Below are 24,133 nucleotides of genomic sequence, written 5' to 3'. Positions count from 1 at the left end.
TGGTCCGCAACGAGCGAAACCCAGATCCGCGGTGGGCTCATTTCTGTCTCGCCGCAGGAGTGTAAAACGTCAGGACGCAGCGTCGTGGCCCACGCGCGTCTTCAGGGATGTTTTGCTCTGCGCGCCGGATTGTGGTAGACAATCCGCCTGCCGTCGCTCGCGCCTGACGTGCTTCCTCCAGCCGAAACGTCTTCGATGTTCGTGGGTTAGGAGTGGTACGCGATCGACCGCTGGGGCTTACCCCGGCGGACGCTCCAGGCTTTTGCACGGCCGCGCCGGGGAATGTCCGGGCCCTCGCATCTGGCGTGGGCTCCGGGAGCGGCGAGGCAAACCGGGTGTCCCGCCCGGGAAGAACACGGTTTCGTGCGGCATTGAACGCTGCGCGCCAGTGGAGGCCCTTCTCGCATGACCACAGCCAAGAAGACGACGACCGCAGGCCGGCAAGGTTTCAAGACCGGCGAGGCTGTCGTGTATCCGGCCCACGGCGTCGGTCGCATCACCGCGATCGAGGAGCAGGAGATCGCGGGCTACAAGCTTGAGCTGTTCGTCGTCTCGTTCGAGAAGGACAAGATGGTCCTGCGTGTCCCGACCGCGAAGGCCAACAGCGTCGGCATGCGCAAGCTGGCCGAGCCGGAGCTGGTGAAGAAGGCGCTCGACCTGCTGACCGGTCGCGCCCGGATCAAGCGCACCATGTGGTCGCGCCGCGCTCAGGAATACGAGGCGAAGATCAATTCGGGCGACCTGCTGGCGGTCACCGAGGTGGTGCGCGACCTCTACCGCTCCGAGGCGCAGCCCGAGCAGTCCTATTCCGAGCGCCAGCTCTATGAGGCGGCCCTCGACCGGATCGTGCGCGAGATCTCCTCGGTGAACCGCATCACCGAGACCGAGGCCCTGAAGCTCATCGAGCAGAGCCTTGCGAAGTCGCCCCGCCGGGCGAAGAGCGAGGCGGAGCCCGAGGCCGAGGGTGAGAGCGACGGCGACGACATCCAGGAAGAAGCCGCCTGAGCGAAGCCCAACGCTGAGACGACGACAAACCCGGCCCCGGCGGCCGGGTTTTTCTTGGACCGTTCGTCAGACCGTGGGTTGTCCGCGAGAGGCGCGACGTTTTTGCGCCCGCGGGGCTGGACTGGATGTCCGCACCGCCCATCTGTTCCTAACGGAACACGAAATCGTGCCCGGCCGCCTGTCGCATTCTGGGGCAGCCGAGCGGAACTTTCTCTTCTAGCCTCCCGTTGTCGCTAGCCTGGCGTCGCTTTGCGGTGGCGCCTGTGCGCCGGATCGCAGGTCCGGCGCCGCAACAGCACTCGACAATAAGAGGCAGGCGGAATGGCTGAGATCGCAGGGATACGCAGGCAGTTCATACGGACTGCGATGGAGGCACCGTTCCTAGCCCGCGAGGAGGAACGTGGCCTCGCCGTCCGCTGGAAGGACGATCGCGACGAGCGCGCCCTCCACCGTCTGATCTCCGCTCACATGCGCCTCGTCATCGCCCTGGCGGGGCGTTTTCGTCACTATGGCCTGCCGATGGCCGACCTCGTCCAGGAAGGACATGTCGGCCTGATGGAGGCTGCTGCCCGCTTCGAGCCTGAGCGGGATGTCCGCTTCTCGACCTATGCGACGTGGTGGATCCGCGCCTCGATCCAGGACTACATCCTGCGCAACTGGTCGATCGTGCGCGGTGGAACCTCCTCTGCCCAGAAGGCCCTGTTCTTCAACTTGCGCCGGCTGCGCGCCCGGTTGATGCAATCCACCGAGGAGCATGTCGGCGACGAAATCCATCGCCGGATCGCGACCGCCATCGGTGTCTCACGCGACGACGTCGCCCTAATGGATGCGCGCCTGTCCGGGCCGGACATGTCGCTCAACGCTCCCGTGGGCGAGGACAGCGAGGCGTCCTCAGAGCGGATGGATTTCCTCGTCGACGGCGCCGACCTGCCGGACGAGACGGTGAGCGCCACCGTCGATGGCGAGCGGCGCCTGAGCTGGCTTCAGCAGGCCCTGACGGTGCTGTCCGAGCGCGAATTGCGCATCCTGCGGGAGCGCCGCCTCGCCGAGGATCAGGCGACCCTGGAGGCTCTGGGACAGCGCCTCGGCATCTCGAAGGAGCGTGTTCGGCAGATCGAGAACCGTGCCCTCGAGAAGCTACGCCGTGCCCTGGCGGACCGCTTCCCCGCCGCGACCGGCAGTCCGTATATCGGCTGACCGGTTCCGTCAGCCCGAGAGCAAGCCCGGCCAATGGCCGGGCTTTTCTGTTTCGACTCCCGCATCCGAGTCATGCATCATCGCGCATGCCGCGAAGCGCTCGGGGGCAACGCGTCAGCGGTGCGCTGGGTGCGACACCGAGGCGCGTGGCCGCGCTTCCAGACAGCGACTCTGCACGCGACTCACCGCGTTCGCATGATCAGTTTTGGATTGTCTTAGGCGCCTTGCATGGCCGCGCTGCGCCGCTCCCGCCTCCGCCGGCGGCGACCGGGCTCAGGCGTGGCGTCGAGCCAGATCACCAGGGCCAGTGCGAGGAGCGCCGGCACACCGAGGGCGAGGAAAGAGCCCGTCCAGCCGAACAGGCTGTAGGACAGCCCCCCGTACCAGCCCGACAGGGCGCCACCGACCCCCTGCACCGCGTTGACGCTGCCGAGCGCCGTCTGGGTCCGCCCGGAGCCCCAGGTCAGGTCCGCGACCACCACCGGCACCGCAACCCCGACGATCCCGGAGGCCACGCCGTCCAAAACCTCGGCGGCGATGAGCCAGACCGGATCGTCGATCAGACCGGACAGGACCGCCCGCACCGGCAGCACCGCGAAGGCCACCATCAGAAGCTGGCGCCTGCCGCGCTTGTCAGCGAGCGACCCGGCGAACAAAGCCACCGGCACCATCACCAGCTGCGCCACCATCACGTAGCGCGCCGTCCAGGTGGTGGCGTCGGCCGCGGTCGCCACGAGCTTCTGCCCGAGCAGCGAGAGCATGCCGCCGTTGCCGAGGTTGAACAGCGTCAAGGCCACCGTGAGCACGAGGAGCCTGCGGTTGCCGAGCACATGCCGGATGCCGCTGCGCTCCGGCTCATCCTCCGAGTCCTCCTGCCAGCCCACCGCCCGGCGCCGGTTCCACGCGCGGGCCGGCGTCGTGAGACTGGCGACGATCGCCGCCACCGCCATGCCGCCAAGCACCCAGAAGGCGATCGCAGGTCCGAAATGGGCGGTCCCGAGGCTGATCCCGCCGGCCGCGATCAGGATGCCGAGATGGTTGAAGGCTTGATTGCGGCCCTGCTGCTTGGGGAACCGATCCTTCCCGACGATCCCGAGGGTCAGGGCCGCCACCGCCGGCAGCAGCAGCGTCCCGCCCGCCGCGGCGAGCAGCTGGGCGAGCAGCACCGCGAAGAAACTGCGCGCCGGTAGCAGCAGCAGCGTGCCGGCCAGGATGCCGCTGCAGGCCAACGCGATCAGCAGACGGGGCCGGGGAAAGCGGTCGACCAGGGCCCCGAACGGGCCGCTCAGGAACAGCGTGCCGAACCCGACGAGGGTGATGACGAAACCGACCCGCGCCGGGCTCCACGACGCTGCCTCCGCCAGCCATGTCCCGAGAAACGGTCCGAGGCCGCCCTGGATGTCACCGGTGAAGACGTTGATCAGGGCGAGGTGTGCGGTGGGAGCCATGCGATCTCGGAGCCGTGTCGGCGCCGGACGTGGCCTCTGGCTTGGCAACGGTCAAGCCCGGATCACGGGTGGCGCTGCCGTGCGCAGCCCGCGGATCGCCGGACCCTCCCGGGGCCGGCGGATCGTACTGCATCAGCCCGCCTTCGAACGATCTGTTCTCGGGCGGCCGAAGCGGCCCTCGATGCGGCCGGCCTGCCCTGGCGGGAGGTGTTCGTCGGCGGCGGGGTCGCAGCGGTCGGCGCCGCCGTGGCGGCGGGGCTCGCGGTGGCGGCGCTCGCGCCGAGCACGGCACCGGCCGGCGTGACGGAGGCTGGCGACCGCCTCGGCCTGCCCGAACTCCCGCTCAGCCGGATCGTGCTGCAGGCCCGTCTCCTGCGGGGGCCGGCCGCGGAGGCGCTGCGGACGCTGGCCGCAGCCTATCGCGGTCCCGGCGGTCGCTGATCGGCCGCCGGGCGTACCCATATCAGGAGGCGAGCGGCCCCTGCGCGCCCTGCTGCTCCATGAGCTTCTGCCGGTAGAGGCCGACGAAGTCGATCGGATCGATATACAGGGGTGGGAAACCGCCGTTGCGCACCGCCTCGGCCACGATCTGGCGGGCGAAGGGGAAGAGCAGGCGCGGGCACTCAATCATCACGGCCGGATGGATCTGGTCAGCCGGGATGTTCTGCAGGCGGAACACGCCCGCATAGGTCACCTCGAAGGCGAACAGCACATCGCTCTGGATCTTGGCGTCCCCTTCCAGCTTGAGCTCGACCTCGAAGTCGGTCTCCGAGAGCTGCGCCGCGTTGACGTTGACCTGGATGTTGATCTGCGGCCCCTGGCCCTCCTTGGGCTGCAGGGAGCGCGGCGCGTTCGGGTTCTCGAAGGAGAGATCCTTCGTGTACTGCGCCAGAGCGTTGATCATCGGCACATCGCCCTGCGGCATGCCGCCGCCATTGCCGTTCGCTGCCGGAGAGTCGGCCATGCGGATCATCCTTCTCGATCGGCCGGCGGAGCCGGCGCGGGTTGTCTCAGCGGGAGCCGCCGGAACGCGCCGCGGACCTGTCCCGAACGGGAGCGCCGCTACCACGCGCGCCGAGTCTGGACAAGCGAGCCGACATCCCGAGCCGGCGCGGTGCTGGCGGCGGCGGCGGCCGCGACCCATATCGGGTCAGACCCGGCTTCGGGTTCCTGCGCGGGTATAACCGGCTCGCCCCCGACGCGTTGGTCGGATATGAGTCGCCAGGACCATGCGCGCTTTGCCGGCGCTGCACCGCGCGTGACCTTTGCAAGGGGCACAGGGTCTCGCCGCGGCCACCATCGGATCGGTAATGCAGGACAGTTTCGACGTTACGACGATCATCTTCCTGGCGCTCGCTGTCTTCGTGATCTGGCGCCTGCGCTCGGTGCTGGGCCAGAAGACGGGCGCGGAACGCTCGCCGTTCAAGCCGGTCGACCGCAGCCGCACCGAGCCGCAGGCCCGCAGCGAGGGCGACAACGTCGTGCGCCTTCCCGGCGCCGACCGGGCGCCCCCGACCCCGGCACCCGCCCCGGCCCCGCGCGACTGGCGCGGGATCGCCGAGCCCGGCTCCGAGGTCGCCCGTGGGCTGGAGGCCTGTGTCCAGGCCGAGCCGAGCTTCGATCCGCGCGCCTTCCTGGAGGGCGCGAAATCGGCCTACGAGGCGATCATGATCGCCTTCGCCAAGGGCGACCGGAAGACCCTGCGCGGCCTTCTGTCGAAGGAGGTCGGCGAGGCGTTCGAGCGGGCGATCGCCGAGCGCGAGCGCAACCGCCAGACCCTGGAGACCACCTTCGTCTCCATCGACAAGGCCGAGATCGTCGCGGTCGAGGTGCGCAATCGTGTCGCGCAGATCACCGTGCGCTTCCTGTCGAACCTCATCACCGCCACCCGCAACGCCGAGGGCAAGGTGGTGGACGGCAGCGCCGAGACGGTTGTCGAGGTGCCCGATGTCTGGACCTTCGCGCGCACCCTGGGCTCGCGCGATCCGAACTGGCAGCTCGTGGCCACCGAGGCCGGCGCCTGACCGACTGACGGCTGCACCGTGACGATCCCGCGCAGGGTCCCGCGCACCTGGCCCGGAGCCGTCACGGCTGCCTGTCTGGCTTTGGCCCTCCCCGGGGCATCGGCCGCCGCACCGGCCGTGGTCGGCGGCGCGACCCTGACGCCGGTCCCCTTCGAGACGCTGCCGGGCTTTCCAGGCCTGGACGCCGCCGCGTCCCTCGAAGCTTTCCGCCGGGTCTGCGCCGCCCCCGCGCCGGCTTTGCCGCAGCCCGCGGGGGTCATGGGCGACCCGACTGCGCTCTCCGCCGCCTGCGCGGCCGCGGGCGGGGATGTGCCGGAAGCCAACGCCTTCTTCCGCGACCATTTCGACGCCTTCCGCATCGAGCGGCCCGATGCCGGGCAGGCGGGCTTCCTCACCGGCTATTTCGAGCCCGAACTGACGGGCTCCCTCGATCCGGGGCCGGATTATCCAACCCCCGTCCTCGCCCGGCCTGACGACCTCATCTCCCTCGGCCCCGGCGAGGTCCGTCCCGGGCTCGATCCGACGCTCCGCGCCGCCCGCGCCACCGCGGAGGGGTTCGCCCCCTACCCCGACCGCGCCGCCATCGAGGACGGTGCCCTCGGCCCACGGGCGCGTCCGATCCTGTGGCTGCGCGACGCGGTCGATCTGCTGGTCCTGCAGGTCCAGGGCTCCGGACGCGTGCGCCTGCCCGACGGGCGTGCGGTGCGGGTGCTGTACGACGGGCGCAACGGGCGCCCCTACACGGCGGTGGCCAAGCTGATCGTGCAGGAAGGGCACCTGCCCCTCGAAGGCCTGACGCTCGCCCGCTGGACCGGCTGGCTGCGCGAGCACCCCGACATCGCCAAGCGCCTGATCCGGGCGAACGCCTCCTACATCTTCTTCCGCCTTGCCCCGGTCGAGGACCCAAGCCTCGGGCCGCCGGGGGCCGCAAACGCGCCGCTCAGCCCTGGGCGCAGCCTGGCGGTCGACGCGAATCTCTGGCGCTACGGGCTGCCGTTCTGGCTCGCCGGTCCGCTGCCGGGCGCAGGCCCCGGCGAGGCCGGGCGCCTCGTGATAGCGGCCGATACGGGCTCGGCGATCGTCGGCCCCGCCCGGGGCGATCTGTTCGTCGGAACCGGTGCGCAGGCCGGCATCGCGGCCGGAAACCTGCGCGACGCGATCGGCTTCGTGGTGCTGCTGCCGAAGGCCACGCCGGGCGGGAGCCCCCGATGAGGCCGCCCCGCCGCGGGCGCCGCCTCACCGCCGGGGAGACCCGGCTCTGGGACGCGATCGCCAAGCTCGTGACGCCGCTACCGGGCCGGGCCGGGCCGGTGTCCGAGGCCGCCCCCGAAGTCCCTGCGCCGACCGCCACCATGCCGGCGCTGACGGCCCCGATTTTGAAGCCGACCGCACCGCCGGTCGCGAAGAAGCCGCGCACCAGGAAACATCCGCCGAAGCCGGCCCCGGAGCCGCCGCGTCCGGCCACCGCCGCGCCCTATCAGGCGCCGCCCCAGCGCAACGCTCCGGCTGCCGGGCTTGAGCGGACCGCGAAGGTCGGCCTGCGCCGGGGGCGGCTCGCCATCGAGGCGCGGATCGATCTTCACGGGATGGTGCAGGCCGAGGCGCATGCCGCGCTCACCGGCTTCCTGCTCCGGGCCCGGGCCGCCGGGCACGCCTACGTGTTGGTGGTCACCGGCAAGGGCGGACCGGGCTACTCGGAGGCCTTCGCCGAGCGCGGCGTGCTCCGCCGCAGCGTGCCGCACTGGCTGCGGGGTGGAGAACTGCGCGGGATCGTGCTGGGCTTCGAGGAGGCGGCCCGCCACCACGGCGGCGGCGGCGCGCTCTACGTCCGGTTGCGGCGGCGCTGAAGCGTCCCGGTCGGGATCGGCCAGCAACAGGCTGCCGTACTTCCACACCGACCCATACTTGTTCCAGCCCGTCCTGCCGGACGCGGCGGGGTAGATGTCGATCGCGTCCGTCGAGCGGATGGTGCACGCGAAGATGTCGTTGCCGGTGCCGCCGTCGTTGGCCGCCAGATTGCTCGACGCCGAGGCGACGGCCCATCCGCAGCCCAAAGACACCTTCAGCGATCTTGCACCCCTTTACGGAGCGTCTATCATCGTTGTTCAGCAAACCTGAAGATGCCGAGTCGGATGTTTTATCAATTGCTGATGGATGCTTTCTGCCAAATCTGATGCACAAGGCTCTGCTTTAACGGGCTCAAATGCAGAAACGTTTTGGTTCAGCGGCGGCTTGAACGGTCGATCACGGATCTGGAGTGAAGGGGGACCGGCGATGACTTACGCGATAACAGCGGCCGCATCCCGGGCCGAGGTCGCCCTGCAGGTCGTGCAGACCGCAGCGGACGACCGGACGGGAAAGGCGGCGACCGCGTCGACCGCCGCATTCCGCTCGCCCGACCCGCGCACCGGCCGCAGCTTCGCCACCGGGGCGGCGGATGCGATCCTGAGCCTCGTACATGCCCAGGCGCAGAGCCGCGCCCAGCTGACGCTCAGCCAGAGCAGCGTCCACGGGGAGGCCGGGGCACAGGCTTCGGGCGGGGGCAGCGCTTCGGCCGAGGCCCATGCCTGGAGCAGCGGATCCGGCGCGGAGGACGGTAAAGGTTCGGCCGCCTCTGGCCAAGCCGTCCCGCCCACCGACAGCGCGGGTAGCACGTCAACGCGCGGCACGAACAGTCACGGCCAGACCGCGGTCTTTGGCTCAACGAAAGGCCAGACCGACGGCATCTCTCCCAGGAATCCGCACGACGATAATGAATGGAATTGGGAGTGGCACTACAACGATCCGAATGCGAGCAAATTGTTTGGGGCGTACTTCAAGCGTGAGTTCGAGATCGCCGGTATTCTGGGCGCCTACAACGACGCTTGGCGCGCCGAGTGGGAGCATCCTCCAGAGTTCTATGCGTGGTCATGGGCGTGGGTACCAATTCCGCGAAAGAGCGCGTCACGCTGAGGGCTTGGAGCCGTCCCGATGGCAACGGTCAGGGACGGCGCCAAGCAAACGTTTCCCCCTCGGCTGCCGAGTTTGCGAGCAGCTTCAGTGGGATGCGGTCTGTGAGACAGCAAAGAAGCGCTGCAATGGTGGTTCCGTCCAGCGCGTTCAGCGCGGCAAACCGCGCGGGTCCAAGCCGTTGCGGCCTCGGCCGATCACGCCGATATCCGAATGTCGGTGCATGAGGCGCCGCGAGCCGCGAGTGAGATGCCGGAGCTTCCCGAGGTCGAGACCGTACGGCAAGGGCTTGCGCCCGCCATGGTCGGTGCACGCTTCAGCCGCGTCACCCTGCGCCGGCCCAACCTGCGCTTCCCCTTCCCCGAGCGCTTCGCCGCCCGGCTGGAGGGCCGCACCGTGACCGGGCTGGCGCGCCGGGCGAAGTACCTTACCGCAGACCTCGATTCCGGCGAGACGCTGGTCATGCATCTCGGCATGAGCGGCCGGTTCGACGTGGCCTTGCCCGATGGTAGCAACCGCTCGCCGGGGGATTTCTACCTCGAGGGGGCGCAGGGCACACCCAAGCACGACCACGTGGTGATGGCGATGAGCACAGGCGCCACCGTCACCTACAACGATGCCCGCCGCTTCGGCTTCATGGACCTCGTCCCGAGCCGGGACCTCGCGACCTGCCGCCACTTCGCGAAGATGGGCGTCGAGCCCCTGGACGGGCTCACCGGCGCTGTGATCGCGGGGCTTTTCCGGCACAAGATCACGCCGCTGAAGGCTGCACTGCTCGATCAGCGGCTGATCGCGGGGCTCGGCAACATTTATGTCTGTGAGGCCCTGCACCGGGCGCGGCTGCATCCCGAGACCCCCGCCGGCGCCCTCGCCCGACCCGACGGGCGGCCGACCCCCAAGGCCAACGCGCTGGCCAAGGCGATCGTGCAGGTGCTGGAGGCGGCCGTGAAGGCCGGCGGCTCGACGCTGCGCGATTACGCCCACACCGATGGCAGTGCGGGCGCCTTCCAGCACGCCTTCCGGGTCTACGACCGGGTCGGCCTCGCCTGCAGCCGGCCGGGCTGCGGCGGCGCGATCACCCGCATCGTCCAGGCCAACCGTTCGACGTTCTTCTGCGCGACCTGCCAGCCCCCGACCTGACCGCGACGATTCGCGCCGCGTCGCCATGCTTTGCGACGCGGAACGGCATTTTCGCCACAAACCCGGCTAGGGTCGGACGCCTCGACGTGCGCACCCGGTTGCGGGCAGCCGATCCCGGCCCGCAGCGCGTAACGGGTCGCGCGGTCCCAGACAGGATCCCGATGTTCTTCCGCCGCTCAAAGACGCCCGCGCCCGAGGTCATCGCTCAGGATCCGACGGACGAGCCCCCCCTGCCGCAGCGGCTCTCGCCGCGCTCCCCCGGCGAAGCGATCAAGCCCACCGCCGCCCCCCCGCCCCCCGAGCGTCCCGAGCGCGAGCGCAGCGGCTTCATCGGCATCATCAGCGGCGCGCTGACCTTCGCGGTGGTGATCGCCATCGCGGCGATGATCGGCATCACCCTGTTCCAGCGGGAGGTGCGCGAGCCGGGGCCGCTCGCGGCCGACAAGGTCGTGGTGATTCCGCCCCATAGCGGAACGACCGAAATCTCCGAAGCCCTGAAGCGCGAGGGCGTGATCGACCATACCGGCCTGTTCGAGTTCGCCGCCCGCTTCGGCGGACGGCCCACGCTCCGGGCCGGCGAGTACGTCTTCAAGGCTCATGCCAGCATCGCCGACACCCTCGACACGATCGCGACGGGTCGGCAGGTGCAGCACGCCATCACCTTCCCGGAGGGCCTGACTTCCGAGCAGATCGTGAACCGCCTCAACGACAACGACGTGCTCACCGGTGAGATCGGCGAGATCCCCGCGGAAGGCTCGCTCCTGCCCGACACCTACAAGTTCGAGCGCGGCGCCACGCGCCAGCAGATCGTCAACCTGATGAAGGCCAAGCAGCGCGAGGTGCTGAACCAGATCTGGCTGCGGCGCAGCGCCGACGTGCCGGTGCGGACCCCGGCCGAGATGGTCACCCTGGCCTCGATCGTCGAAAAGGAGACCGGCCGGGCCGACGAGCGGCCGCGGGTGGCCGGCGTCTTCATCAACCGCCTCAACAAGCGGATGAAGCTGCAATCCGACCCGACGATCGTCTACGGCCTCGTGGGCGGGCGCGGCACGCTGGGCCGCGGGATCATGCGCTCCGAGATCGATCGGCCGACGCCCTACAACACCTACGTGATCGAGGGGCTGCCGCCTGGCCCGATCGCCAATCCCGGCAGAGCGGCCCTTGAGGCGGTGGCCAACCCGTCCCGGACCAAGGACCTCTACTTCGTGGCGGACGGCACCGGCGGCCACGCCTTCGCGGATTCGCTGGAGGCGCATCAGCGCAACGTCGCCCGCTGGCGTGCGGTGGAGAAGAGCCGGCAAGCCCCGCCGGATGCGGTCGACAAGGTCGAGCCGGGCCCCGATCCGGCGACGCCGGGCCGCGCCTCCGCCTACGCGCCGGGTGGCATCCCCGGTGGTGACGGCGGGACCAGCACGAACGCGGCCTTCCTCGACGCCAGCACGCCGGGCACCCGAGCCTTCGACGCCTCCGAGGGCACGCGGCTCGATCCGCTGAAGAACCGCAGCTACGATCTGGGCTCGCCCAAGACCGTTCCGGCGCTTGCGGCGCCGACGCCGGCACCGAAGGCGCGACGCTGATCGGGCCGGCGCCGCGGCGGTACGGCATGCGTTGCCCGCCGCTCAAGGCTGGATTGGCCTGCCTCTGAGCCGATAGAACCCGGTCGGCGCCTCTTCCCGGCGGGACGATCCGTGCTACAGGCGCCGATCTTCACCGCTACGGGGTTCGCCATGGCCCAGATCGCGAGCATGACTGGCTTCGCCCGGGCGGCGGGCACGACCGGATCGATCCACTGGGTCTGGGAGGTCCGCAGCGTCAACGGGCGCGGCCTCGAGGTGCGCGTCCGGGTGCCGGCCGGCCAGGACGGGCCCGGCGAGGCGGCGCGTGCCGCCCTCCAGAAGGCCCTCACCCGCGGCCAATGCCAATTGACCCTCACCTTGACCAAACCCGAGGCGGCCGCGCGGGTGCGGATCAACGAGGCGCTGCTGGCGAGCCTCGCCCAGGCGGTGGCCCGGGTGCCGGTCCCCGAGGGCGTGGCCCCCGCCACGATGGACGGGCTGCTCGGCCTGCGCGGCGTGATCGAGGTCGAGGACGAGACCATCGACAGCGAGGCCCTGTCCCGGGACCTGACCGAGGGGGCAGCCCGGCTGGTGGCGGATCTCGTCGCGGCGCGCCGGGCCGAGGGCCGCCAGCTGGAGCAGGTCGTCACCGCCCAGATCGACCGGATCGCGGCCTTGACCCAGGCCGCCGAGGACAACCCCGCCCGGCAGCCCGCGGCGGTGCGCGCCAGGCTGGAGGCGGCGGTGGCGGCGCTCGGCGGGAGCGGCCTCGACCCGGATCGGCTCCATCAGGAAGCGATGCTGCTTGCCGGCAAGGCCGATGTGCGCGAGGAACTCGACCGGCTCCGGGCCCATGTCGCCAGCGCCCGCGAGCTCCTCGCGGCCGGCGGTGCCATCGGCCGGCGCCTCGATTTCCTGGCCCAGGAATTCGGCCGCGAGGCCAACACCCTGGGTGCCAAGGCGAACGACATCAGCCTGTCGCGGATCGGGCTCGACCTGAAGGCCGTGGTCGAGCAATTCCGCGAGCAGGTGCAGAACATCGAATGACGATCCGAGACGGAACGATACGGATGCGACACGCCGCGGAGCCACGCCGATGACCGAACCGGCCGGCAACGTCTCGGACACCATCGCCCGGCGCGGGCTGATCCTGATCCTGTCCTCGCCCTCGGGGGCGGGCAAGACCACGCTCACACGGGCGGTGGCGCAGGATCCCGCCTGGGCGCTCGATCTCTCGATCTCGGTCACCACCCGGGCCCGGCGCCCCTCCGAGATCGACGGGCGGCATTACCACTTCATCGACCGCGAGGCCTTCGAGGACCTGCGCGCCCGGGACGACCTGCTCGAATGGGCCGAGGTCCACGGCAACTTCTACGGGACCCCCCGCCGCCCTGTGGAGAAGGTGCTGGGCGCCGGCCGGGACATGATCTTCGACATCGACTACCAGGGCACGCGGCAGGTCCGCTCCAAGCTCGCCCAGGACGTGGTGACGGTCTTCATCCTGCCGCCCAGCATGGCAGAGCTGCGCCAGCGCCTGGAGCGCCGGGCCGAGGATTCGGCGGAGACGATCGAGAAGCGCCTGGCCAACGCCCGGACCGAAATCCAACGCTGGGTCGAGTACGACTACGTCATCGTCAACGAGGATCTGCAGAACGCCTTCCAGGCGCTCCAGGGGATCCTGGCGGCCGAGCGGCTGAAGCGCGCCCGCCGCACGGGCCTGGCGGCCTTCGTGGACGGGCTGCTGGCCGAGACGCCGTAGGGCGCTACCCACGCCAGATCGTACGCCCCCTTCCCGGGCGTATCCAGCGAGCGGGGAACGCGACCCGGGATCCAGCGCGAGAAGCCGCGAAGCGTCTATAACCCGGTGCCGCTCCGCGGTGCTTGGTATCTTGGTTCCCGGATCACCTGTCCCTGCGTTCCAGGCGTCCGAGAGGGGTCTGCCCGATGGGGTCGGGCCCTGCCCTACCGCCGGATCAGCACGACGCCGCCGATCAAGAGCCCCACCCCGACGAGGCGCGGCAGGTCGATCGGCCGCTGCGCGAGGCCAAGCAGGCCGATCTGGTCGAACAGCACCGAGGCGAGCATCTGGCCCGTCACGAGGAGCGCGAAAAAGGTCGCCGCTCCGAGCTTCGGGACGAGCACGATCGCGAGCCCGATGAAGATCGCGCCGAACAGCCCGCCGCTCCAAGTCCACCAGGGGATGCGGCCCGCCACGCCGGCGGCCGGCATGGGATCGCGCAGCGCGGCGGTCAGGAACGCCATGCAGGCAAGGCCGACCGTATAGCTCGCCACCCCCGCCCAGGACGCCGAGGCGAGCCCAGCGCGCAGGTTCGCGTTCAGGATCTGCTGCACGACGAGGCCGGCGCCCGCCAGGACGGCGAGCAGGATGGAAAGCGCGAAGGCAAGCATCGAAGGACCTGTCCAGATCGGAATCGGGCCCGCATTGACAGCCGCGCCGCACCATGTCGTCAAATGCTGGATTTTCTCAGGTCCATGCAGGATCGACATGATCAATCCGGCGCATCTCGACCTGTTCCGCGCCGTGATGCAGCATGGCGGCATGACGCGGGCCGCGGCCGCGTTGGGGATCGGGCAACCCCAGATCAGCCGGGCGATCGCGCAGCTTGAGACCGCAGTAGGCTTCCCGCTCTTCGTCCGCGGCCACGGCAGCGCGGTCCCGACCCAGGAAGGCGAGGCCTTCGCCCACGAGGTCGCACAGACCTTCGCGGGGCTGGATCATTTGGGGCATGCCGCCCGGCGGATCCGCGACCGAGGCACGGGCGTGCTCCGAGTCGCCTGCCAGCCCTCCCTGGCCTCCCGGCTCCTGCCCCGGGCCATCCGACGCCTGGATGCGGAATGCCCAGGCCTGCGGATCTCCGTCCATGTGCCGAGCCCTGATACGATCTGGGCCTGGGCCTCGTCCGGCCAGTGCGACCTGGGCCTCGCGCGGCCGCGATCCGGCTATGCGGGGGTGCAGGCCGAGCCGTTCCTGACTCTCGCGGCCGTCTGCGTATTGCCGCGTCGGCATCCGCTCGCCCGCAAGCGGGTCGTCACTGCCCGTGACCTCGCCGACCTGCCTTTGATTGCAGCGGGCCCCGGATCCGTGCAGCCAGCCGTGGATGCGGCCTTCGCGGCGGCCGGCATCACGCCGCGCTTCACATTCATGGCCGAGTACACGGTCGCCCGCTGCGGTCTCGTCGCGCAGGGCCTCGGCATCGCCGTGGTCGATCCGGTTCCGGCGCGCGAACTCACGGGCCTGCCGATTGTCCTGCGGCCGTTCAAACCGGAAGCGCCGATCGAGACACTCCTGCTACGCCCGGCTGGATGCCCGCCGAGCCGCCTCGCCGAGCGGTTGATCGTTCACCTGAAGGCAGAGCGGGACGCCCTGGTGGGCGCATGATGCCGCGAGCTCAGCCGAAGGCCGCACCCTCGTGCGGCGCGCAGAGCCAGTCCCGCATGGCCGCGAAGGTCGCGACCGCCGCAGCGGTCAGGACGGCCTCCGCCTCCGGATCGTCGGCGAAATCCTCCAACCGAGCGCGGAAGGCGGCCCACATCGCTCCGGTCCGGGGACCGTGGGCGCGGTAGTAGGCCAGCCCCGTCTCTCCGAAACCGTGGAGGCCGGCGATATGCCGGCCGATCAGCTGGCCGCCCAGGGTCGAGCCCTCTAGCACGTAGAGCGCGCCGGTCGCCGCCGCGGGACCGTCGAGCATGACGGCCTCGGAGTGCGGCAAAGCCGCGACCGCCGCCGGCCCGAGTCCGAGATGGTCAAGGTCGGCGGCCAGAAGCGCGAGGCGCCGCCGCGGCCCGAGGAACGCTTCGTCGGCCAGCTGCACCCCGATCGCGCCTTCCCAGGTGGCATGGAAGCCGTGAAGCCGGGCGAGCAGGTCGCGATAGCCCGCGCGCGTCGCCACCCGTGCCTGCCAGTCGAGGCCCGCCTCCAGCGCCTGATGGGCCGGATCGGTGGCCGCGCGCAGCCGCGCGTGCAGGCTGTCGCGTCGGATCGGGTTGGCGGGGCTCACGCGGTGATCGTGAAGCAGGCGCCGGGATTGTTGGCGACGTCGAGCCGGGCGTTGATCTGGTCGAGCATCGCCCGGATCAGCTTCATGCCGAGGCCCGAGCCCTTGCCCCGGGCTTTGGCGTCGGCCCAGTCGGCGGGCAGCCCGGCGCCGTCGTCGCAGACCCGGAGCTGCACTTCACCAGGCCCCGCCGACGAGACGCTGACCTCGACGCGACCGCCGCCAGTTGCATTGGCGGCGTATTTGAAGGCGTTGGTCACGAGTTCCGTGGCGATGAGCGAGAGCGCCACCGCCTTGCGGTAGGGCACCATCAGGCCGGGCTCGGCGGTGAGATCGACCGCATGGCCCTCGCCGGCCAGCCCGGCGAGGTCGTTGCACAGGTTCTCAATGGTGTGGCCGAGATCGACCTCGTCCACCCGCTCGGCCTGGTACAGGCTGTCGTGGACCCGGGCGACGCTCATCACCCGGGCCGAAGTGTCGGCAAAGGCCTGCCGGGCTTCGCCGTCGGAGATCTGGCGGCGCTGCATCTGCAGGAAGGCCGAGACGATCTGCAGGGAATTCTTGACCCGGTGGTCGATCTCGCGGGTGAGCAGGTCCTTCTGCTCTAGCAGACGCTCCTTCTCGGCGAGCAGGCTGGTCAGCTCGTCGATCTTGCGGCGCTGGCGCAGGACCACGCCCTCCACCGCCTCCGCGAGCGAACCGGCGAGCTGGATCTGCCACTCGGCCCAGGGCGCGGCGAAACCTGTGCGCTCCTCGACCCAGCGCTCGAAGGAGCGCCGCGGCAGCACCGCCACCGGGCCGCTGCCGGCAAGCACGGGCTTGCGCGGATCGCCGCCCCACGTGACCGTGCTGGGGACCTCGGGCCGGAACCAGAGCAGCAAATTCTCGCGCGACTGATCGACGAAGGCAGCGAGCAGGCCGCTGGCGATCTCGCGGTGCGGTGCTGCGTCGGGGTACTCGCTGGCGAAGCTGCTGCTGCTATAGGCGTACTCGGCCACCGGCACCTGTGTCCGCAGCCAGTCCGCGATCGCTGTGACCAGCCCGGCCGGGGGAGCCCGGCCGATCAGGGTGACCCGCTCGCCCGAGACGATGCCGGCGCCTGTCGCACTGAACAGGTCGAGCAGGGTGGTCCCGCCGGTGGTCAGCGCCGCGACGAAATCGTCGGAGCGGGTCAGGCGGCGCACGAGGTGCCCTTCGACATCGAGATGCGCCTGCCGCTCGGCCCAGAGCCGGCGAGCTTCGATCTCTTCCACCCGCATGGCGAAGGCGTCGGTGAGCACGGTCGCGGCCGAGCGGGTCTCCGGCGTGACGTAATGCGGGCGGCGGTGGTGCCCGATCATCAGTCCCCAGAGCTGGCCCTCCACCATGATGGAGATCGACATCGAGCCGTTCACGCCGAGGTTGCGCTGATATTCCAGGTGGATCGGCGACAGCGTCCGGTGCTGGGCGAAGGTCAGGTCGATCGGGCCGTTGCCGGCGCCCGAGGCCGCCACCAGTCCCACCGGCACGCTGTCGCGGTCGATCACGAACCGGCTCTTGGCCTTCGTGTAGAGTGCACGCGCCTGGGCGGGGATGTCGGAGGCGGGGAAGCGCAGGCCGAGCAGGCTGCGCGACCAGTCGCGCGCCTTGTCCTCAGCCACCGCCTCACCGTTCCAGTCGGGATCGAACCGATAGACCAGCACCGCCTCGAACCCGGTCAGAGCCCGGGTCTCAAGGGCCGCGATCCGGGCGGCCTCCGCCAGGGTCGCGGCCTCCCGGAGATGCCCGACGGCGAGTTCCGTGTCCACTTGGCTGGCGGTGGCAAAATCCTCGGTCGAGTCCGGCTCCTGCTCGCATTCGACGATCAGCCGTCCCGCATGGGCGTGGGCGACGGCGTAGTAGGTCGCGTCGCGGCCCGGAAAGGTGAGCCGTGTCCGCACCGAGCGGCCGTCCTCCAGCGTCCCGCTCGCCAGCCGGCTCCGGATCGTCTGGACGAAGGCAGAGGGCAGGATCTCGGCCAGCGGACGTCCTGCCAGCGGCGGATCGAGCGGATCGAGGATCTCATCGACGTTCGCCGAGTAGGCGAGTACCATCAGGGTGCCGGCATCGGCCGCGAGCATCACGGCGTTGGGCTGGATCGAGCCCGGAATGTGGATCGGCTCGCGCTCGCACAGGCTGGCATCCACCGGCTCGGCCCTGACCCGCCGTCCGATCGCCGCCAGCACGGCCTCCCGGGACAGGTTCGCGCCGAGACTTTCGAGGGGATCGATCGTCAGCCAAGTCACCGGAGGGCCGCCCGCCATCGTCCCATGGCGCATATGGACCCGGGCCCTCAGCGGCTGCGGCACGCGGCCGAACACGTAGTCAAAGCTCTCGTTCAGGGTGCCGCGGCGGGCGCCGGCGAGGAAGCGTCCCCGGAAGCTCGGGACGTTGGCTCCCGGCATCACGTCGCGGAAGTAATCGCGCCCGATCACGGCCTCGCGCGCGAGGCCCGAGAGCACGCTCGCCCCCTCGCTGAAAGCCACGACCGTGCCGGCCGCGTCGAGACCGATCACCCCCTGATCCAGGCGGTCGATCGCATCGGACGCGAGTCCGTCAAGGTCGATAGTGGTGTCGTCGACCGGACTCGGCGGCATCAGGAACCAGAGCAGTTCATGCAACGGGTATGGCGGTGAGATCGGCCAAGCGCAATGCGCGCAATCGCGGCAACATCAGCACTTGTCTTTCTGCTGAATCATACCACGCAGGGCCGTCTTCAAGGCTTCTTCAACCGTAGGATGGTAAATCGGCCGGTCAATCGCCTCCTGGGCTGTGAGCCCGTCGGCCACCGCGTAGGTGAGGAGATGGGCGAGGTGCTCCACGGCGGGGCCGAGCATCTCGCCGCCCAGCAATCGACCTTCGCGATCAGCCCAGATGCGTAGGCCGCCCCGGTTGTGGCCATCGACCCGGGCGCGGCCCTGGTCGGAGAAATCCATCGCGCCGACGAGGCGATCGGCGCGATCCGCCGTGTAGGGCGCACCGATCGCGGCGGCCTGCGGATGGGTGAACACCATGGCGAGGCTCGTCCAGGGCTCAACGGCCGCGACCGCACGGCCGGCGGCCAGGGCGGCGGCGTTGGTGCCGGCGATCTCGCCCTGTCGGCTCGCCTCATGGAGTACCGGCCGCCAAGCATCCGCGTCGCCCGCGATCAGGATTGGCGCCCCCGCGCAGACCAGGCTGCGTCGATCGAAATCCGGGACGCCGTCCTCGCCGAGATGCAGGCCCGCGGCGGCGAGATTGAGCGCGTCCAGATTCGGGGCGCGACCTGCGGCAGCGAGCACCCGTGCGGCCCGCGTCACCTGGGCGCGCCCCTGGCGATCGGTCCAGTCGAGCCGCACGCCGCCGTCCTCCAGCTCGGCGGCTTCCAGGGTGGCGTTGCGGTGCAGTGCCAGCTCAACCCCAAAGATCGCGGCGGCCTGGTCGGCGAGGTCCGGCTCCGACAGCCCCGCGATGGTGTCACCCGCGTCGATCACCGTCACCGCCACGCCAAGCCGGGCCATCGCCTGGGCGATCTCGATGCCGACGGCACCGGCTCCAAGGACAGCCAGAGATTCCGGCAGATCGGCAGTCTCAAACACGGTATCGGTGGTGAGAAGGCCCGCGCCCAGGCCACGCAGGGGTCCTGGCACGGTCGGGCTCGATCCGGTGGCGATGACGGCGGCCCGGAACCGGATCCGCGTATGCTCCCCGACCACGAGCGTGTCGCGATCCACGAACCGGGCGGCGCCCGCAATGCGGGTCTCCGCGGGAAGGTCGTCGAGCCCTTCGAAGACGCCGCCGACAAACCGGTCGCGCTCGGCCCGGAGGCGCGCGAGCACGGCCGGCCCGTCCACCGACACGCCCGAAACCCGGATTCCGAACAGGTCGGTGTTGCGCGCGGAATGGGCGGCGGCTCCGGCCGCAATCAGAAGCTTGGAGGGCATGCAGCCGACCCGGGCGCAGGTGGTGCCGCCGGGGCCGCGCTCGATCAGGACAGCCCGCGCTCCGGCCTTGTCGGCGGCGCGGCGCGCGGCGATCCCGGCCGTCCCGGCGCCGATCACCGCCACATCGCACGCCAGTTCGCGCATCGTTAACCCCAGTGCCTCTGCCGGGGCCAAAGTTTTACGGCTCAGGTTCGTTCCGCCTGCGCGCACGCGCCTCAGGCGCGGCGCGGGATCGGACCGCTCCGACCGGGATCGTGTCCGTCAGGCGCCGCGGCCCGGCGCGGTTCCGCCGAGATGGAACACCCTGTGGGGCACCAGTTCCCCGCGCTCCACGTCGCCGACGGCCACCAGGATGCCGGCGCAGGTCGCGAAGGCTTTGCCTTCAACCGGGGCGTCCCGGCCGCGCAGGATCACCGGCTGGCCACGCATCAGGCGCAGGCCGAGATCCCGGGACACCGCGATCTCCGGGATCGCGTCGAGGGCCGTCTCCACCGGGCGCAGGTAGGCGACCGCCGCCTCGGGGGTGCCCTCCGACAGGACCGAGACCGGGCAGGACTCGGCTTCCGAAAACGGCCCGACGCGGGTCCGCCGCAGCGCCGCGACATGGCCGTAGCAGCCGAGCATCCGGCCGAGATCCCGGGCGAGCGCGCGCACATAGGTGCCCTTGCCGCACTCGGCCTCGATCACCGTGCGCTCGCCGTCATGCTCCACGACGGCGAGGCGGTCGATCTGCACCGGACGGGCCACGAGTTCCACGATCTCGCCTTCCCGGGCGAGATCGTAGGCGCGCTCGCCCTGAATCTTGATGGCCGAGTAGCGCGGCGGCACTTGCTCGATGGCACCCACGAAGGCCGGGAGCGCCGCCTCGACAGCGGCGCGATCCGGCCGTGCATCGCTGCTGGCGACGGCGCGACCCTCGGCGTCGTCGGTATCGGTCTCGACGCCCCACTGGACCGTGAACCGGTAGGCCTTGCGGCCGTCCATCACGAAGGGGACCGTCTTGGTCGCCTCGCCCAGCGCGATCGGTAGGATGCCCGACGCCAGCGGGTCGAGGGTACCGGCATGGCCGGCCTTCTTGGCGTTGAAGGCGCGCTTCACCACCGCGACCGCATGGGTCGAGGTCATGCCGACATGCTTGTCGAGGATCACCCAGCCGGAGACGTCCCGACGCTTGGGGCGGTCGGGACGCGGGCCGCGCTGTGGGCGACGGCCCTCGGGGCCCCGGCGCTCGGCGCTCGGGGCAGGCGCCGGGCGCTCGGCCGGCGGATGATCTTCCATGGAAACCGTCATGTCCTCGCGTCCCCCGGGGGCATGCCCCGTCCCTTTCTCGTTCGTGACCGGCATCAATGCCCCGCTCCGGTCTCCGGTTCGTCGTCGTGCTCGCCGGGATCGAGGTCGCGCTGCACGCGCTCGTCGCGCAGCAGCCGGTCGATCCGCGCCGCCTCGTCGAAGGTCTCGTCGCGGCGGAAGCGCAGCTCGGGCGCAAATTTCAGGTTCACCCGGCGCGCGACCTCCTGGCGCAGCACCTTCCGGTGGCGCTCCAGGGCGGCGATCACCGGGGCCTCGTCGAGGCCGCCGAGCGGCATCACGTAGGCTGTCGCGAGCTTCAGGTCGGGCGACATCCGCACCTCCGGTACGGTCACGACATGCGTGCCGAGCACCGGATCCTGGATGTCGCCGCGCTGGAGCACCTCGGCGAGCGCGTGACGGATGAGTTCGGCCACGCGCTGCTGGCGCTGCGAGGGGCCGGTGGTGGTCGGTTTCTGGGCCATTCTGTCTCGGGCCGGCGCCCCGCAGGTGGCCGGCTCACGTCCTGAAAAAAGAAAAGACGGCCGCGGCAGGTGCCGCGACCGCCCTGTCCGGACGGGTCCGGAGCGTCAGAGCGTGCGGCGGATCTCCTCGACCCGGTAACACTCGATCGTATCGCCCGCGCGCATGTTCTCGAAGTTCTCGAAGGCCATGCCGCACTCCTGGCCGGAGGTGACTTCCTTCGCGTCGTCCTTGAACCGCTTGAGCGTCTTCAGCTTGCCCTCGTGGATCACCACGCTGTCGCGGATCAGGCGGACATGGGCGCCGCGCTCGACGATGCCGTCCTGGACCCGGCAGCCCGCGACCTTGCCGACCTTCGAGACCTCGAACACCTCCTGGATCGTCGCCTCGCCCAGGCGCTCCTCGCGCAGCGTCGGCGGCAGCATCCCCGACAGCGTGGCTTTGATGTCGTCCACGAGGTCGTAGATGATGTTGTAGTACCGGATCTCGATGCCGGCCCGCTCGGCGGCCTCGCGGGCCTCCTTATGGGCGCGCACGTTGAAGCCGATGACCACGGCCTTCGAAGCCTGCGCCAGGGTGATGTCCGACTCGGTGATGCCGCCGACACCGGACAGGAGGATGCGGGCCGCGACTTCGTCGTTGCCGAGCTTCTCCAGCGCCCCCGAGATCGCCTCGACCGAGCCCTGCACGTCGCCCTTGATGACGACCGGCAGCTCCTTGCGGCCTGCGCCTTCCTTAAGATCGCGCATCATGTCGACGAGCGAGCGGTTGGCACCGCCGGTCCGCGCAGCCAGGCGCTCGCGCTTCTGGCGGGCCCGGTACTCGGTAACCTCGCGGGCGCGGGCCTCGCTCGGCACCACGATCACGCGGTCTCCGGCATCCGGCGTCCCGTTGAAGCCCAGCACCTCCACGGGGACCGAAGGACCCGCGTACTGCACGTTCTCGCCGAGGTCGTCGATCAGGGCGCGGACGCGGCCCCACTCGGCGCCGGCCACGACGATGTCGCCGGTGAACAGGGTGCCGCGCTGGACCAGAACCGTGGCCACCGGGCCGCGACCGCGGTCGAGCTGCGCCTCGATCACCGTGCCCTCGCCGTCACGCTTCTCGTTCGCGCGCAGGTTCATGATCTCGGCCTGGATCTGGATGCCCTCCAGCAGTTCCGAGAGACCGGCGCCGGTCTTGGCGGAGACCTCGAACTCGAGAGTCTCACCGCCCATCGACTCGACCTGGATGTCGTGCTGCAGCAGCTCCGTGCGAACCCGCTCCGGCTTGGCATCCGGCTTGTCGATCTTGTTGACCGCGATGATCATCGGGACACCCGCCGCCTTGGCGTGCTGGATGGCCTCGATGGTCTGGGGCATCACGCCGTCATCGGCCGCGACCACGATCACCACGATGTCGGTGACCTTGGCGCCGCGGGCACGCATCGACGTGAACGCCGCGTGGCCCGGGGTGTCGATGAAGGTGATCATGTCGCCGGACGGCGAGGCGACCTGATAGGCGCCGATATGCTGGGTGATGCCGCCGGCCTCGCCCTCGACCACGTTGGCCTTGCGGATCGCGTCGAGCAGCGAGGTCTTGCCGTGGTCGACGTGGCCCATGATGGTGACCACCGGCGGACGGGGATCGAGATCCTCCTCCAGATCCGGCTCGTCGGACGACAGGCCCTCTTCGACGTCGGACTCGGCGACGCGGCGCACCGTGTGGCCGAGTTCCTCGGCGATGAGCTGGGCGGTGTCCGAATCGATCACGTCGGTGATCTTATGGATCTGGCCCTGCTTCATCAGCATCCGGATCACGTCCACGGCCCGCTCCGACATGCGGTTGGCGAGTTCCTGGATGGTGATCGTCTCGGGGATCGTCACCTCGCGGGACAGCTTCTCTTTCTGCTCGACATGGCCGCGGCCGCTCATGCGCTGCTGGCGCCGACGGAACGAGGCGACCGAGCGCGTGCGCTCCTCCTCACCCGAGGTCGCCGTCGCGATGGTCAGGCGACCACGGTTGCGGTCACCGCCCGGCGACTTCGGGGTCTTGGGCGGGGTGATGATCTTGAGCGGCATTCCGGGACGGCGGATCACCCGCTTGGTCTCGGACTCGTCCTCGTTGGTCTGGGCGGCACGACCGGCCGGACGCGCTGCGGCGCCGGCACCGGCGGGACGCGCGGCCGTGGCCGGCGTCGCGCTCTTCTCCGGCTCGGGGGCCGGGGCGGGGCGCGCCATGAAGTTGAGGTCGCGGGGCTTGCGCGAATCAGCCGTGATGGTCTTGCGCGGCTCACCCGTTGAGGGGCGCGGCGTCAGCGGCGGGCGCGGGGCAGCCGCCGGTGCAGCGGCCTGCGCCGGGCGAGCGGGCGCCGGACGGGCGGCATCCGGCTGACGCGCTGACGGGGCGGCCGGACGGGCCGGTGCAGCGGCAGCCGCCGGGCGGGCGGCGGCCGGAGCCGCTGCGGGCTGGGCGGGGGCCTGGGCCGGGCGAGCGGGGGCCGGCGTCGCCGGCTCGGCAGGCGCCGGAGCCTCGGCGGCGGGTGCAGCGGCAGCCTTCGCGGCTTCCGCGGCCGCCTGCTTGGCAGCCTCCTCGGCAGCACGCGCGGCTTCCGCGGCGGCGGCCTTGCGCTCTTCCTCCTCGCGGCGGCGGGCCTCGGCGGCCTCGCGCTCGCGGCGGGCCTGCTCCTCGGCCTCCTTGCGGCGCGCCTCAGCTTCAGCCTCGGCCTTGCGGCGGGCCTCGGCCTCGCGGCGCTGCGCGTCGGCGAGTGCCGCCGCGCGGGCCGCGCTCTCCTGCTCGCTCAGCGTGCGCAGGACGACGCCCGAGGCGGCGCGCTGAGCCGGGCGGGGGGCCGGCGCCGTCGGCGTGGGGGCCGCCGGGCGGGTCGCAGGGGCGGGGGCGGGTTCACGGGCAGGTGCGGCCGGCGCCGCGCCGATGACACGGCGCTTCACCGTCTCGACCACGACCTGCTTGGAGCGGCCATGGGAGAAGCTCTGACGCACGGTGCCCGCCTCGATCGGCCGCTTGAGGCCGAGCGGCTTCGGGGCAGTCCGGTTCAGAGTCTTGTCGCCCGGGTTGTTCGTATCGCTCATTCAGCCTGAACCCTGA

22 protein-coding genes are annotated in these 24,133 nt (G+C 70.7%); 13 read left to right on the top strand and 9 right to left on the bottom strand.

Features of this window, described 5'->3' with window-relative positions; translation table 11 throughout:
- Nucleotides 1-405 precede the first annotated feature (405 nt).
- Both BLQ49_RS19310 and BLQ49_RS19305 read left to right on the top strand, forming a co-directional pair.
- Nucleotides 406-1,005, top strand: a complete 600-nt coding sequence (locus BLQ49_RS19310) for a CarD family transcriptional regulator (RefSeq protein WP_091718609.1) — start codon at nt 406-408, stop codon at nt 1,003-1,005.
- A gap of 321 nt (nt 1,006-1,326) precedes the next feature.
- Complete coding sequence (locus tag BLQ49_RS19305) at nt 1,327-2,202, top strand: RNA polymerase factor sigma-32 (RefSeq protein ID WP_091718607.1); 876 nt, start codon at nt 1,327-1,329, stop codon at nt 2,200-2,202.
- Between the two features lie 215 nt (nt 2,203-2,417).
- Here BLQ49_RS19305 and BLQ49_RS19300 read toward each other — a convergent pair whose 3' ends face one another.
- A complete protein-coding gene (locus tag BLQ49_RS19300) occupies nt 2,418-3,650 on the bottom strand; it encodes an MFS transporter (RefSeq protein WP_091718605.1) in 1,233 nt (410 codons plus the stop codon).
- Nucleotides 3,651-3,857: 207 nt separating this feature from the next.
- Here BLQ49_RS19300 and BLQ49_RS19295 point away from each other — a divergent pair, with 207 nt between their 5' ends.
- The gene (locus BLQ49_RS19295; protein ID WP_244507683.1) at nt 3,858-4,091 is read left to right on the top strand and encodes a hypothetical protein; all 234 of its coding nucleotides are present in this window, start codon (nt 3,858-3,860) and stop codon (nt 4,089-4,091) included.
- A 22-nt stretch (nt 4,092-4,113) separates the two neighbouring features.
- On the opposite strand, the gene secB is transcribed toward BLQ49_RS19295, so the two are convergent.
- Nucleotides 4,114-4,614 (bottom strand): protein-export chaperone SecB, encoded by a 501-nt coding sequence (secB, locus tag BLQ49_RS19290; protein ID WP_091718911.1) that lies wholly within the window; start codon nt 4,612-4,614, stop codon nt 4,114-4,116.
- Between the two features lie 346 nt (nt 4,615-4,960).
- On the opposite strand from secB, the gene BLQ49_RS19285 reads away from it, so the two are divergent.
- From BLQ49_RS19285 to gmk, 9 genes are all read left to right on the top strand, one after another.
- The gene (locus BLQ49_RS19285; RefSeq protein ID WP_091718603.1) at nt 4,961-5,674 is read left to right on the top strand and encodes a Tim44/TimA family putative adaptor protein; all 714 of its coding nucleotides are present in this window, start codon (nt 4,961-4,963) and stop codon (nt 5,672-5,674) included.
- 24 nt (nt 5,675-5,698) lie between these two features.
- A complete protein-coding gene (gene mltA / locus BLQ49_RS19280; protein ID WP_091718910.1) occupies nt 5,699-6,886 on the top strand; it encodes a murein transglycosylase A in 1,188 nt (395 codons plus the stop codon).
- Nucleotides 6,883-7,521, top strand: a complete 639-nt coding sequence (locus tag BLQ49_RS19275; RefSeq protein ID WP_091718601.1) for a Smr/MutS family protein — start codon at nt 6,883-6,885, stop codon at nt 7,519-7,521. Before mltA ends, BLQ49_RS19275 begins: the two co-directional genes overlap by 4 nt.
- A 94-nt stretch (nt 7,522-7,615) precedes the next feature.
- Entirely contained in the window at nt 7,616-7,792 is a 177-nt protein-coding gene (locus BLQ49_RS29790) for a hypothetical protein (protein WP_167627739.1), read from the top strand.
- A 156-nt stretch (nt 7,793-7,948) separates the two neighbouring features.
- On the top strand, nt 7,949-8,626 hold the full coding sequence (locus tag BLQ49_RS19270) for a hypothetical protein (protein ID WP_091718599.1): 678 nt from the start codon (nt 7,949-7,951) through the stop codon (nt 8,624-8,626).
- 246 nt (nt 8,627-8,872) lie between these two features.
- Nucleotides 8,873-9,763 (top strand): bifunctional DNA-formamidopyrimidine glycosylase/DNA-(apurinic or apyrimidinic site) lyase, encoded by an 891-nt coding sequence (gene mutM / locus BLQ49_RS19265; protein WP_091718908.1) that lies wholly within the window; start codon nt 8,873-8,875, stop codon nt 9,761-9,763.
- A gap of 161 nt (nt 9,764-9,924) precedes the next feature.
- Entirely contained in the window at nt 9,925-11,340 is a 1,416-nt protein-coding gene (gene mltG, locus BLQ49_RS19260; protein ID WP_091718597.1) for an endolytic transglycosylase MltG, read from the top strand.
- Between the two features lie 150 nt (nt 11,341-11,490).
- Nucleotides 11,491-12,366 (top strand): YicC/YloC family endoribonuclease, encoded by an 876-nt coding sequence (locus BLQ49_RS19255; protein ID WP_091718906.1) that lies wholly within the window; start codon nt 11,491-11,493, stop codon nt 12,364-12,366.
- A 49-nt stretch (nt 12,367-12,415) separates the two neighbouring features.
- Nucleotides 12,416-13,078: a guanylate kinase gene (gene gmk, locus BLQ49_RS19250; protein WP_091718595.1), complete on the top strand. Its 663-nt coding sequence runs from the start codon at nt 12,416-12,418 to the stop codon at nt 13,076-13,078.
- A 203-nt stretch (nt 13,079-13,281) separates the two neighbouring features.
- On the opposite strand, the gene BLQ49_RS19245 is transcribed toward gmk, so the two are convergent.
- A complete protein-coding gene (locus BLQ49_RS19245; RefSeq protein WP_091718593.1) occupies nt 13,282-13,728 on the bottom strand; it encodes a DMT family transporter in 447 nt (148 codons plus the stop codon).
- A 97-nt stretch (nt 13,729-13,825) separates the two neighbouring features.
- On the opposite strand from BLQ49_RS19245, the gene BLQ49_RS19240 reads away from it, so the two are divergent.
- Nucleotides 13,826-14,719: a LysR family transcriptional regulator gene (locus tag BLQ49_RS19240; protein WP_091718591.1), complete on the top strand. Its 894-nt coding sequence runs from the start codon at nt 13,826-13,828 to the stop codon at nt 14,717-14,719.
- Between the two features lie 10 nt (nt 14,720-14,729).
- Here the strand turns inward: BLQ49_RS19240 and BLQ49_RS19235 are convergent, their stop codons facing one another.
- The 6 genes from BLQ49_RS19235 to infB form a co-directional block, all read right to left on the bottom strand.
- Nucleotides 14,730-15,338, bottom strand: a complete 609-nt coding sequence (locus tag BLQ49_RS19235) for a biliverdin-producing heme oxygenase (protein ID WP_425284016.1) — start codon at nt 15,336-15,338, stop codon at nt 14,730-14,732.
- Nucleotides 15,335-17,950 (bottom strand): histidine kinase dimerization/phosphoacceptor domain -containing protein, encoded by a 2,616-nt coding sequence (locus tag BLQ49_RS19230; RefSeq protein ID WP_091718902.1) that lies wholly within the window; start codon nt 17,948-17,950, stop codon nt 15,335-15,337. The genes BLQ49_RS19235 and BLQ49_RS19230 overlap by 4 nt, the downstream gene beginning before the upstream one ends.
- A 75-nt stretch (nt 17,951-18,025) precedes the next feature.
- Nucleotides 18,026-19,420 (bottom strand): dihydrolipoyl dehydrogenase, encoded by a 1,395-nt coding sequence (locus BLQ49_RS19225; protein WP_091718590.1) that lies wholly within the window; start codon nt 19,418-19,420, stop codon nt 18,026-18,028.
- A gap of 117 nt (nt 19,421-19,537) precedes the next feature.
- A complete protein-coding gene (truB, locus tag BLQ49_RS19220; protein WP_244507681.1) occupies nt 19,538-20,554 on the bottom strand; it encodes a tRNA pseudouridine(55) synthase TruB in 1,017 nt (338 codons plus the stop codon).
- A gap of 65 nt (nt 20,555-20,619) precedes the next feature.
- A complete protein-coding gene (gene rbfA, locus BLQ49_RS19215; protein WP_091718588.1) occupies nt 20,620-21,048 on the bottom strand; it encodes a 30S ribosome-binding factor RbfA in 429 nt (142 codons plus the stop codon).
- Between the two features lie 105 nt (nt 21,049-21,153).
- Complete coding sequence (infB, locus tag BLQ49_RS19210) at nt 21,154-24,117, bottom strand: translation initiation factor IF-2 (RefSeq protein WP_091718586.1); 2,964 nt, start codon at nt 24,115-24,117, stop codon at nt 21,154-21,156.
- Between the last annotated feature and the right edge of the window lie 16 nt (nt 24,118-24,133).

Origin of the sequence: Methylobacterium phyllostachyos, assembly GCF_900103445.1 — a bacterium.
Classification (GTDB): Bacteria; Pseudomonadota; Alphaproteobacteria; order Rhizobiales; family Beijerinckiaceae; genus Methylobacterium; species Methylobacterium phyllostachyos.
Note: the sequence above shows the minus strand (reverse complement) of the source record. Positions and strands in the feature narration are given on the sequence as shown.